This window comes from Neisseria sp. Marseille-Q1983 (assembly GCF_018224585.1).
GTDB classification, from domain to species: Bacteria; Pseudomonadota; Gammaproteobacteria; order Burkholderiales; family Neisseriaceae; genus Neisseria; species Neisseria polysaccharea.
On record NZ_JAGTUI010000039.1, the window covers coordinates 1 to 12,656 of the forward strand.

General features: G+C 47.5%; 8 protein-coding genes, 1 tRNA gene and 1 pseudogene. All 10 read left to right on the plus strand.

Annotated elements, in window-relative coordinates; all coding sequences use genetic code 11:
- The first annotated feature begins 61 nt into the window (after window positions 1–61).
- A tRNA-Trp gene (locus KEM39_RS08865) sits at window positions 62–137 on the plus strand.
- 114 nt (window positions 138–251) lie between these two features.
- Window positions 252–530 (plus strand): preprotein translocase subunit SecE, encoded by a 279-nt coding sequence (gene secE / locus KEM39_RS08870; RefSeq protein ID WP_002215367.1) that lies wholly within the window; start codon window positions 252–254, stop codon window positions 528–530.
- A gap of 1 nt (window position 531) precedes the next feature.
- A complete protein-coding gene (nusG, locus tag KEM39_RS08875) occupies window positions 532–1,068 on the plus strand; it encodes a transcription termination/antitermination protein NusG (protein WP_118997349.1) in 537 nt (178 codons plus the stop codon).
- 100 nt (window positions 1,069–1,168) lie between these two features.
- Entirely contained in the window at window positions 1,169–1,603 is a 435-nt protein-coding gene (gene rplK / locus KEM39_RS08880) for a 50S ribosomal protein L11 (RefSeq protein WP_002220151.1), read from the plus strand.
- Window positions 1,603–2,298, plus strand: a complete 696-nt coding sequence (gene rplA / locus KEM39_RS08885; RefSeq protein WP_025457608.1) for a 50S ribosomal protein L1 — start codon at window positions 1,603–1,605, stop codon at window positions 2,296–2,298. The genes rplK and rplA overlap by 1 nt, the downstream gene beginning before the upstream one ends.
- Before the next feature lie 223 nt (window positions 2,299–2,521).
- A complete protein-coding gene (gene rplJ / locus KEM39_RS08890) occupies window positions 2,522–3,022 on the plus strand; it encodes a 50S ribosomal protein L10 (protein ID WP_025457607.1) in 501 nt (166 codons plus the stop codon).
- A gap of 58 nt (window positions 3,023–3,080) precedes the next feature.
- Window positions 3,081–3,452, plus strand: coding sequence for a 50S ribosomal protein L7/L12 (gene rplL / locus KEM39_RS08895; RefSeq protein WP_118997350.1), 372 nt, complete (start codon window positions 3,081–3,083; stop codon window positions 3,450–3,452).
- A 190-nt stretch (window positions 3,453–3,642) separates the two neighbouring features.
- The gene (rpoB, locus tag KEM39_RS08900) at window positions 3,643–7,821 is read left to right on the plus strand and encodes a DNA-directed RNA polymerase subunit beta (RefSeq protein WP_025457606.1); all 4,179 of its coding nucleotides are present in this window, start codon (window positions 3,643–3,645) and stop codon (window positions 7,819–7,821) included.
- Between the two features lie 152 nt (window positions 7,822–7,973).
- Complete coding sequence (gene rpoC, locus KEM39_RS08905; protein ID WP_118997351.1) at window positions 7,974–12,149, plus strand: DNA-directed RNA polymerase subunit beta'; 4,176 nt, start codon at window positions 7,974–7,976, stop codon at window positions 12,147–12,149.
- A 287-nt stretch (window positions 12,150–12,436) separates the two neighbouring features.
- A pseudogene (locus KEM39_RS08910) lies at window positions 12,437–12,656 on the plus strand (hypothetical protein); the annotation flags it as partial.

Consider the following 12,656-nt stretch of genomic DNA (forward strand, 5'->3'; position numbering starts at 1 on the left):
TCGCGAAGGCGGCCGTACCGTGGGTGCCGGCGTGGTTTCTTCTGTTATCGCTTAAGTTTAGAGGCCAATAGCTCAATTGGTAGAGTATCGGTCTCCAAAACCGAGGGTTGGGGGTTCGAGACCCTCTTGGCCTGCCAAATAAAAAATTAACCGGCCTTGTGCCGGTTAATTTTTTTGTATTTGTTATTTAGTAAACTCTCTTGCCATTTACATGGATTGAGAATAGACAGATGCTATGATGGGTAAATAATATGACAGAACATACGCCTGAAAAAAAGAACGTTAAAGTGGATCAACTGGTTGTTCAGGATAAAGAATCTGCATCTAATTCCGGTAAGGAAGGTTTTTTTGCATATTTCTCAAATTCTTGGTCCGAATTCAAAAAGGTGGTTTGGCCTAAGCGTGAAGATGCTGTCAGAATGACTGTATTTGTTATAGTGTTTGTTGCTGTGCTTTCTATATTTATCTATGCGGCAGATACAGCAATTTCGTGGTTATTTTTTGATGTATTGCTGAGAAGGGAAGGTTGAGATGTCGAAAAAATGGTATGTTGTACAGGCGTATTCGGGGTTTGAGAAGAATGTCCAACGAATATTGGAAGAGCGAATTGCCCGTGAGGAGATGGGAGATTATTTCGGACAAATTCTGGTGCCTGTAGAGAAAGTTGTTGATATCCGCAATGGTCGTAAGACTATTAGTGAAAGAAAGTCATATCCTGGTTATGTGCTAGTTGAGATGGAAATGACAGATGACTCTTGGCATCTTGTAAAAAGCACTCCCCGTGTTTCCGGTTTTATTGGAGGGAGGGCTAATAGACCCACGCCGATTAGTCAGAGAGAGGCTGAAATTATTTTACAGCAGGTTCAGACCGGCATAGAGAAGCCGAAACCAAAAGTTGAATTTGAGGTCGGTCAACAGGTTCGTGTAAATGAAGGGCCGTTTGCGGATTTTAACGGGGTGGTTGAGGAGGTCAATTATGAACGGAATAAGTTACGCGTGTCTGTTCAGATATTTGGTAGAGAAACACCCGTTGAGCTGGAGTTTGGCCAGGTTGAAAAGATTAACTGATTTTTATACTTGAAAAAAAAGCAATAAGAGGATAAAATCAAAGATTAACTTGGGGAGCGGAAATGGTTCCGCGTCTTACCCGTTTTTAGGAGTCCGTTAAGTGGCAAAGAAAATTATCGGCTATATTAAACTGCAAATTCCTGCAGGTAAAGCCAATCCATCTCCTCCGGTTGGTCCCGCTTTGGGTCAGCGCGGTTTGAATATTATGGAATTTTGTAAGGCATTTAATGCTGCAACCCAAGGTATGGAGCCTGGTTTGCCGATTCCGGTTGTGATTACTGCATTTGCAGATAAATCGTTCACATTTGTGATGAAAACTCCGCCAGCTTCTATCTTGTTGAAAAAAGCTGCCGGTTTGCAAAAAGGCAGTTCTAATCCTTTGACCAATAAAGTGGGTAAATTGACCCGTGCCCAGTTGGAAGAAATTGCTAAAACTAAAGAGCCTGATTTGACTGCTGCCGACTTGGATGCGGCTGTTCGTACTATAGCAGGTTCTGCTCGCTCAATGGGCTTGGATGTGGAGGGTGTTGTATAATGGCTAAAGTATCTAAACGCTTGAAAGCTCTGCGCTCTTCTGTTGAGGCTAACAAACTGTACGCAATCGACGAAGCAATTGCCTTGGTTAAAAAAGCTGCCACTGCTAAATTTGACGAATCTGTTGATGTATCTTTCAACTTGGGTGTTGACCCTCGTAAATCTGACCAAGTTATCCGTGGTTCGGTCGTTTTGCCTAAAGGTACCGGTAAGACAACCCGTGTGGCTGTATTTACTCAAGGTGCAAATGCAGATGCTGCTAAAGAAGCTGGTGCAGATATTGTCGGTTTTGAAGATTTGGCAGCTGAAATCAAAGCCGGTAATCTGAACTTTGACGTTGTTATTGCTTCTCCTGATGCAATGCGTATCGTTGGTCAATTGGGTACCATCTTGGGTCCTCGTGGTCTGATGCCAAACCCTAAAGTAGGTACGGTTACTCCTAACGTTGCTGAAGCAGTTAAAAATGCAAAAGCAGGTCAAGTACAATACCGTACAGATAAAGCCGGTATCGTTCATGCAACTATCGGTCGTGCTTCTTTCGCCGAAGTTGACTTGAAAGAAAACTTCAATGCGTTGTTGGATGCTATCGTTAAAGCCAAACCTGCTGCTGCTAAAGGTCAGTACCTGAAAAAAGTTGCTGTATCCAGCACTATGGGTTTGGGCGTTCGCGTTGATACTGCAAGTGTGAATAACTAAGAAATTTTCAGGTGATCTGGTTTTTTGGATTGCCTGAATTTGGGCTACTTAAAATTAAGTAGATGTCCAAGACCGTAGGGATCGTAAGATTTAATCGTAACTGCCCTACGCAGACGGTAGTCCTGAAACACATTGCAAGATTGCTTGTAAGATGTCTTTTTAGGTTACCGCGCTGGTGGGATATCATTTCGGTATCCTGTTTATAAACAGTGGGAGGTAGACCTTGAGTCTCAATATTGAAACCAAGAAAGTGGCTGTAGAGGAAATTAGCGCAGCAATTGCTAACGCTCAAACCCTCGTAGTCGCTGAATATCGCGGTATCAGTGTTTCCAGCATGACTGAGCTTCGTGCGAATGCACGTAAAGAAGGCGTTTATTTGCGTGTTCTGAAAAATACTTTGGCTCGTCGTGCAGTGCAAGGTACTTCATTTGCAGAATTGGCCAATCAAATGGTTGGTCCGTTGGTTTACGCTGCTTCTGAAGATGCTGTTGCTGCTGCTAAAGTGTTGCACCAATTCGCGAAAAAAGATGACAAAATTGTCGTTAAAGCCGGTTCTTACAATGGCGAAGTAATGAATGCTGCTCAGGTTGCTGAGTTGGCTTCTATTCCGAGCCGCGAAGAGCTGTTGTCCAAACTGTTGTTCGTTATGCAAGCTCCTGTATCAGGTCTTGCGCGTGGTTTGGCTGCTTTGGCAGAGAAAAAAGCCGGCGAAGAAGCCGCTTAATCGATTTTGTTTCATTTAATCAATTATTTTTTAATACAATATTTGGAGTATAAATAGCATGGCTATTACTAAAGAAGACATTTTGGAAGCCGTTGGTTCTCTGACCGTAATGGAATTGAACGACTTAGTTAAAGTTTTTGAAGAAAAATTTGGTGTTTCTGCTGCTGCTGTTGCGGTTGCAGGTCCTGCTGGTGCCGGTGCTGCCGCTGCTGAAGAAAAAACCGAATTCGATGTAGTGTTGGCTTCTGCCGGCGATCAAAAAGTCGGCGTGATTAAAGTTGTCCGTGCAATTACCGGTTTGGGGCTGAAAGAAGCTAAAGACATCGTTGACGGTGCACCTAAAACCATTAAAGAGGGTGTTTCTAAAGCTGAAGCCGAAGACATCCAAAAACAACTGGAAGAAGCCGGCGCTAAAGTCGAAATCAAATAATTTGATGCTTCTTATGAAGGCTGGCAGTTTTCTGCCAGCCTTATTTCGCTTCTTAAAATAAGCATTAAGTATTGTTTACATTTATTTGCATAGTTTTTATCAAATCATTGCAAATAAATGTAAATATCAGATTGATGCGTACCGTTGTTTTCAGACGGCCTATTATTGAAAATTACTTTTCGGAGTGTGTATGAACTATTCGTTTACCGAGAAAAAACGTATCCGTAAGAGTTTTGCAAAGCGGGAAAATGTTTTGGAAGTCCCTTTCCTGCTGGCAACCCAAATTGATTCTTATGCGAAATTTTTGCAACTGGAAAATGCTTTTGACAAACGTACCGATGACGGTCTGCAAGCGGCATTTAATTCTATTTTCCCGATTGTGAGCCATAATGGTTATGCGCGATTGGAGTTTGTGCATTACACATTGGGCGAGCCTTTGTTCGATATTCCTGAATGTCAATTGCGCGGCATTACTTATGCGGCTCCATTGCGTGCCCGTATCCGTTTGGTGATTTTGGATAAGGAAGCATCTAAACCGACAGTAAAAGAAGTTCGTGAAAACGAAGTGTATATGGGCGAAATCCCATTGATGACGCCAAGCGGCTCTTTTGTTATCAATGGTACTGAGCGCGTGATTGTTTCCCAGCTGCATCGTTCTCCTGGCGTGTTCTTTGAGCATGACCGTGGTAAAACACATTCTTCCGGTAAGTTGTTGTTCTCTGCTCGTATTATTCCTTACCGTGGTTCATGGTTAGATTTCGAATTTGATCCAAAAGATTTGCTGTATTTCCGTATCGACCGTCGCCGTAAAATGCCGGTTACGATTTTGTTGAAAGCTTTAGGCTACAACAATGAACAAATTTTGGATATTTTCTACGATAAAGAAACTTTCTATTTGTCTTCAAACGGTGTTCAAACTGATCTGATTGCAGGCCGCCTGAAAGGAGAAACTGCCAAGGTCGATATCTTGGATAAAGAAGGCAATGTATTGGTTGCCAAAGGTAAGCGCATTACTGCGAAAAATATCCGTGATATTACCAATGCAGGCTTGACCCGTTTGGATGTAGAACCGGAAAGCCTGCTGGGCAAGGCATTGGCTGCCGATCTGATTGATTCGGAAACCGGCGAGGTATTGGCTTCTGCCAATGATGAAATTACAGAAGAGTTGTTGGCCAAATTTGATATTAACGGCGTAAAAGAAATTACGACCCTTTACATCAATGAGTTGGATCAGGGTGCTTATATCTCCAATACCTTGCGTACGGATGAGACTGCCGGCCGGCAGGCGGCGCGTGTTGCGATTTACCGTATGATGCGTCCGGGCGAACCGCCCACCGAAGAGGCGGTCGAGCAATTGTTTAACCGCTTGTTCTTCAGTGAAGACAGCTACGATTTGTCCCGCGTAGGCCGTATGAAATTTAATACGCGCACATACGAACAAAAACTGTCCGAAGCCCAACAAAACTCTTGGTACGGCCGCCTGCTGAACGAAACGTTTGCCGGTGCTGCCGAAAAAGGCGGTTATGTCCTGAGCGTCGAAGATATTGTTGCCTCGATTGCGACTTTGGTCGAGTTGCGTAACGGTCACGGCGAAGTGGACGATATCGACCACTTGGGCAACCGTCGTGTTCGTTCCGTAGGTGAGTTGACTGAAAACCAATTCCGCAGCGGTTTGGCCCGTGTGGAACGCGCCGTTAAAGAGCGTTTGAATCAGGCGGAATCCGAAAACTTGATGCCGCATGACTTGATTAATGCGAAACCTGTTTCTGCCGCGATTAAAGAATTCTTCGGTTCCAGTCAATTGAGCCAATTTATGGATCAGACCAACCCATTGTCTGAAGTAACCCATAAACGCCGTGTATCTGCATTGGGCCCGGGCGGTTTGACCCGCGAACGTGCAGGCTTTGAGGTGCGAGACGTGCATCCGACCCACTACGGTCGCGTATGTCCGATTGAAACACCTGAGGGTCCGAACATCGGTTTGATCAACTCACTGTCCGTTTATGCGCGCACCAATGATTACGGTTTCTTGGAAACGCCTTACCGCCGCGTTATCGACGGCAAAGTAACCGAGGAAATCGATTACTTGTCTGCCATCGAAGAAGGTCGCTATGTGATTGCACAGGCGAATGCCGATTTGGATTCAGATGGCAATCTGATTGGCGATTTGGTTACCTGTCGTGAAAAAGGTGAAACCATTATGGCAACGCCCGACCGCGTCCAATATATGGACGTGGCAACCGGTCAGGTGGTATCCGTTGCGGCATCCCTGATTCCGTTCTTGGAACATGATGACGCGAACCGCGCATTGATGGGTGCCAACATGCAACGTCAGGCAGTGCCTTGCCTGCGTCCTGAAAAACCGATGGTCGGTACCGGTATCGAGCGTTCCGTTGCCGTTGACTCTGCTACTGCAATCGTTGCCCGCCGAGGCGGCGTGGTCGAGTATGTCGATGCCAACCGCGTTGTGATCCGTGTCCATGACGACGAAGCGACTGCCGGTGAAGTGGGTGTCGATATTTACAACTTGGTTAAATTCACCCGTTCCAACCAATCTACCAACATCAACCAACGTCCGGCCGTTAAAGTCGGCGATGTGTTGCAACGCGGCGATTTGGTGGCCGACGGCGCGTCCACCGATTTGGGCGAATTGGCTTTGGGTCAAAATATGACCATCGCCTTCATGCCGTGGAACGGTTACAACTACGAAGACTCGATTCTGATTTCCGAAAAAGTGGCTGCGGACGACCGCTATACTTCGATTCACATTGAGGAATTGAATGTCGTTGCCCGCGATACCAAGCTGGGTGCGGAAGACATTACCCGAGATATTCCGAACTTGTCCGAACGTATGCAAAACCGTTTGGACGAATCCGGTATCGTTTATATTGGTGCGGAAGTAGAAGCCGGCGATGTGTTGGTAGGCAAAGTAACGCCTAAAGGCGAAACCCAGCTGACGCCGGAAGAAAAACTGCTGCGTGCCATCTTCGGCGAAAAAGCGTCTGACGTAAAAGATACTTCATTGCGTATGCCTACCGGTATGAGCGGTACGGTTATCGACGTTCAAGTCTTTACCCGCGAAGGCATCCAACGCGACAAACGTGCCCAATCCATTATCGATTCCGAATTGAAACGCTACCGTTTGGATTTGAACGACCAATTGCGTATTTTCGACAACGACGCATTCGACCGTATCGAACGTATGATTGTCGGTCAGAAAGCCAATGGTGGTCCGATGAAGCTGGCTAAAGGCAGCGAAATCACTACCGAATATCTGGCGGGTCTGCCGAGCAGGCACGATTGGTTCGATATCCGTCTGACCGATGAAGATTTGGCCAAGCAGTTGGAACTGATTAAAGTGAGCCTGCAACAAAAACGCGAAGAAGCGGATGAGTTGTATGAGATCAAGAAGAAAAAACTGACCCAAGGCGACGAGCTGCAACCGGGCGTACAAAAAATGGTGAAAGTATTTATCGCCATCAAACGCCGTCTGCAAGCCGGTGACAAAATGGCGGGCCGCCACGGTAATAAAGGCGTGGTATCGCGCATTCTGCCTGTGGAAGACATGCCGTATATGGCTGACGGCCGTCCGGTAGACATCGTACTGAATCCGTTGGGCGTACCTTCCCGTATGAACATCGGTCAGATTTTGGAAGTTCACTTGGGTTGGGCGGCAAAAGGTATCGGTGAACGCATCGACCGTATGCTGAAAGAGCAACGCAAAGCCAGCGAGCTGCGTGAATTCTTGAACAAACTCTACAACGGTAGCGGTAAGAAAGAAGATTTGGACAGCCTGACAGATGAAGAAATCATCGAATTGGCTTCCAACCTGCGTAAAGGCGCATCTTTCGCATCGCCGGTGTTTGACGGTGCGAAAGAGTCTGAAATCCGCGAAATGCTGAATTTGGCTTATCCGAGCGATGATCCTGAAGTTGAAAAATTGGGCTTTAACGACAGCAAAACCCAAATCACGCTGTATGACGGACGCTCTGGCGAACCGTTTGACCGCAAGGTAACAGTAGGTGTGATGCACTATCTGAAACTGCACCACTTGGTTGACGAAAAAATGCACGCGCGTTCTACCGGTCCATACAGTCTGGTTACTCAACAGCCTCTGGGCGGTAAAGCTCAGTTCGGTGGCCAACGTTTCGGTGAGATGGAGGTTTGGGCACTGGAAGCATACGGCGCAGCCTACACGCTGCAAGAGATGTTGACTGTGAAGTCTGACGACGTGAACGGTCGTACCAAAATGTACGAAAACATCGTCAAAGGTGAACACAAAATCGATGCCGGTATGCCTGAATCCTTCAACGTATTGGTTAAAGAGATTCGCTCACTGGGCTTGGATATCGATTTGGAACGCTACTGATACGGGTTTCAGACGGCATAAGGGGAGCTGTTCTGCAGGTATGCGGGGCAGCCGACAATGTTTAAAAACGAAATGCCGTCTGAAAACGCTGTACCTCTATCCATATCGAATCATCCGCCATGCGGTAAAAATACTTCCTTCAAGGAGCAAAAATGAATTTGTTGAACTTATTTAATCCGTTGCAAACTGCCGGCATGGAAGAAGAGTTTGATGCCATCAAAATCGGTATTGCCTCTCCCGAAACCATCCGCTCATGGTCTTACGGCGAAGTTAAAAAACCTGAAACCATCAACTACCGTACGTTCAAACCTGAGCGCGACGGTTTGTTCTGCGCCAAAATCTTTGGCCCGGTCAAAGACTATGAATGTTTGTGCGGTAAATACAAACGCTTGAAATTTAAAGGCGTAACCTGTGAAAAATGTGGCGTAGAAGTGACTCTGTCCAAAGTGCGCCGCGAACGCATGGGCCACATTGAATTGGCAGCACCCGTTGCCCATATTTGGTTCTTGAAATCCCTGCCTTCCCGCTTGGGTATGGTACTGGACATGACTTTGCGCGACATCGAACGCGTATTGTACTTTGAAGCATTTGTGGTAACCGATCCCGGCATGACTCCGTTGCAACGTCGTCAATTGCTGACTGAAGACGATTACTACAACAAGCTGGACGAATACGGCGACGATTTCGATGCCAAAATGGGTGCGGAAGGTATCCGCGAATTGCTGCGTACCTTGAATGTAGCAGGTGAAATCGAAATCCTGCGTCAAGAGCTGGAATCTACCGGTTCTGACACCAAAATCAAAAAAATCGCCAAACGTTTGAAAGTATTGGAAGCCTTCCACCGTTCCGGTATGAAACTGGAATGGATGATTATGGATGTGCTGCCGGTATTGCCGCCTGATTTGCGTCCGTTGGTTCCATTGGATGGTGGTCGTTTTGCCACTTCCGATTTGAATGATTTGTACCGCCGCGTTATCAACCGTAACAACCGTCTGAAACGTCTGTTGGAACTGCATGCGCCTGACATCATCGTCCGCAACGAAAAACGTATGTTGCAAGAAGCGGTTGACTCTCTGTTAGATAACGGCCGTCGCGGTAAAGCCATGACCGGTGCCAACAAACGTCCGCTGAAATCATTGGCAGATATGATTAAAGGTAAAGGCGGCCGCTTCCGTCAAAACCTGCTGGGTAAACGTGTGGACTACTCCGGCCGTTCCGTGATTACCGTAGGTCCATACCTGCGCCTGCACCAATGCGGTCTGCCGAAGAAAATGGCTTTGGAACTGTTCAAACCGTTCATTTTCCACAAATTGGAAAAACAAGGTTTGGCCTCTACCGTTAAAGCAGCGAAAAAATTGGTAGAGCAAGAAGTACCGGAAGTATGGGACATCTTGGAAGAAGTCATCCGCGAACATCCGATTATGCTGAACCGTGCGCCGACCCTGCACCGTTTGGGTATTCAAGCGTTTGAACCTATCTTGATTGAAGGTAAAGCGATTCAGTTGCACCCATTGGTGTGTGCCGCGTTCAACGCCGACTTTGACGGCGACCAAATGGCGGTACACGTTCCATTGAGCTTGGAAGCACAAATGGAAGCACGCACGCTGATGCTGGCTTCAAACAACGTATTGTCTCCTGCCAACGGCGAACCGATTATTGTACCTTCCCAAGATATCGTATTGGGTCTGTATTACATGACCCGCGACCGTATCAATGCCAAAGGCGAAGGCAGCCTGTTTGCCGATGTGAAAGAAGTGCATCGTGCATACCATACCAAACAGGTTGAACTGGGTACGAAAATTACCGTACGTCTGCGCGAATGGGTGAAAAACGAAGCAGGTGAGTTTGAGCCTGTCGTTAACCGTTACGAAACAACCGTCGGCCGTGCATTGTTGAGCGAAATTCTGCCGAAAGGTCTGCCGTTTGAATATGTCAACAAGGCATTGAAGAAAAAAGAAATTTCCAAGCTGATTAACGCATCGTTCCGCCTGTGCGGCTTGCGTGATACGGTTATCTTCGCCGACCACCTGATGTACACCGGTTTCGGTTTTGCGGCAAAAGGCGGTATTTCCATTGCCGTTGACGATATGGAAATTCCGAAAGAAAAAGCGGCCTTGCTGGCTGAAGCCAATGCCGAGGTTAAAGAAATCGAAGACCAATACCGTCAAGGTTTGGTAACTAACGGCGAACGCTACAACAAAGTGGTGGATATTTGGGGTCGTGCCGGCGATAAAATCGCTAAAGCGATGATGGATAACTTGTCCAAACAAAAAGTTATCGACCGTGACGGCAACGAAGTTGATCAAGAGTCATTCAACTCCATTTATATGATGGCGGACTCCGGTGCCCGTGGTTCTGCGGCTCAGATTAAACAGTTATCCGGTATGCGCGGTTTGATGGCGAAACCTGACGGATCGATTATTGAAACGCCGATTACCTCAAACTTCCGCGAAGGTCTGACCGTATTGCAATACTTTATTGCGACCCACGGTGCGCGTAAGGGTTTGGCGGATACCGCGTTGAAAACCGCGAACTCCGGTTACCTGACCCGTCGTCTGGTAGACGTAACTCAAGATTTGGTCGTTGTTGAAGACGATTGTGGCACTTCAGACGGCTTTGTCATGAAGGCAGTGGTACAAGGCGGTGATGTGATTGAAGCATTGCGCGATCGTATTTTGGGTCGTGTTACCGCGTCTGACGTTGTCGATCCGTCAAGTGGCGAAACCTTGGTTGAAGCCGGTACGTTGTTGACTGAAAAACTGGTGGATTTGATTGACCAATCCGGTGTCGATGAAGTCAAAGTCCGTACTCCGATTACTTGTAAAACCCGTCACGGTTTGTGCGCGCACTGTTACGGCCGAGACTTGGCGCGCGGCAAACTGGTCAATGCCGGCGAGGCAGTCGGCGTGATTGCCGCTCAGTCTATCGGCGAACCGGGTACCCAGCTGACTATGCGTACGTTCCACATCGGTGGTGCGGCATCCCGTGCGGCAGCAGCCAGCCAAGTGGAAGCCAAATCCAACGGTACGGCACGGTTCAGCAGCCAGATGCGTTATGTTGCCAACAACAAAGGCGAATTGGTTGTCATTGGCCGCTCTTGCGAAGTTGTGATTCACGACGATATTGGCCGTGAACGTGAACGCCACAAAGTACCTTACGGTGCCATCCTGCTGGTACAAGACGGTATGGCCATTAAAGCCGGTCAAACGTTGGCAACCTGGGATCCGCATACCCGTCCGATGATCACCGAGCACGCAGGTATGGTGAAATTCGAAAATGTGGAAGAGGGCGTTACCGTTGCCAAACAAACCGATGATGTAACCGGTTTGTCCACTTTGGTAGTGATTGACGGCAAACGCCGCTCCAGCAGTGCATCCAAACTGCTGCGTCCGACTGTAAAATTGTTGGATGAAAACGGCGTGGAAATCTGTATTCCCGGTACGTCCACTCCGGTTTCGATGGCATTCCCCGTTGGTGCGGTGATTACCGTACGCGAAGGTCAGGAAATCGGTAAAGGCGACGTATTGGCGCGTATCCCGCAAGCCTCTTCCAAAACCCGCGACATTACCGGTGGTCTGCCGCGCGTTGCCGAGTTGTTTGAAGCACGCGTGCCGAAAGATGCTGGTATGCTGGCGGAAATTACCGGTACCGTTTCCTTCGGTAAGGAGACCAAAGGCAAACAACGTCTGATTATTACCGACGTGGACGGTGTAGCCTACGAAACACTGATTTCCAAAGAGAAACAAATTCTGGTACACGACGGTCAAGTGGTAAACCGCGGTGAAACCATCGTGGACGGAGCTGTTGATCCGCATGATATTCTGCGTTTGCAAGGTATCGAAGCACTGGCGCGTTATATCGTTCAAGAAGTGCAAGAGGTTTACCGTCTGCAAGGTGTGAAGATTTCCGATAAACACATCGAAGTCATCATCCGTCAAATGTTGCGCCGTGTGAACATTGCGGATGCCGGAGAAACCGGGTTCATTACCGGAGAGCAGGTCGAACGCGGCGATGTGATGGCTGCCAATGAAAAAGCGTTGGAAGAAGGCAAAGAACCGGCGCGTTACGAAAACGTATTGCTGGGTATTACCAAAGCTTCCCTGTCCACCGACAGCTTCATTTCTGCTGCATCGTTCCAAGAAACGACCCGCGTTCTGACCGAAGCCGCCATCATGGGCAAACAAGACGAGTTGCGTGGTCTGAAAGAAAACGTCATCGTCGGTCGCTTGATTCCTGCTGGTACCGGTTTGACTTACCACCGCAGCCGTCATCAACAATGGCAAGAGGTGGAGCAGGAGACTGCTGAAACCCAAGTAACGGATGAATAATCTTTGGTGCGTTTATTCAATAAAAAACCGCAAGCCTTGAGCTTGCGGTTTTTCTTTGTTCGATTAAGGCAAAAACAAGCGTTTTCGTCATTTTGAGGCGTGTGGATATAAGCCCGATAAGCGTTCCATATCTTCGTACCGCCAAATTATGCATCGAATAGAACGAGTTAAATCCGAAGGCTATTGTGTTAAATATTGCAAAAATTCTTTAAAAATTTCGCGGGGGGGGGGGGTAGAATTCCCAGACTTAAAGCTTAAGTTTTTTAACAAAGTTTGGGGGAGTCTAAATGAAAGTATCTCAATCAGTAATGAATAAACTTGTTATTGCTGCTATTGCCTCTATGGGGCTAACAGCGTGCGCGGGTGGCGGTTCCGGTTCATCTATGTCGGCTCAACCAAGCGTTTCAGAATCACCGAAAGACAACGCAGGCACGGGTAGCGACTCCGGTCAACCAAGCGTTTCAGAACCGCCGAAAGACAACGCAGGCACGGGTGGCGACTCCGGTC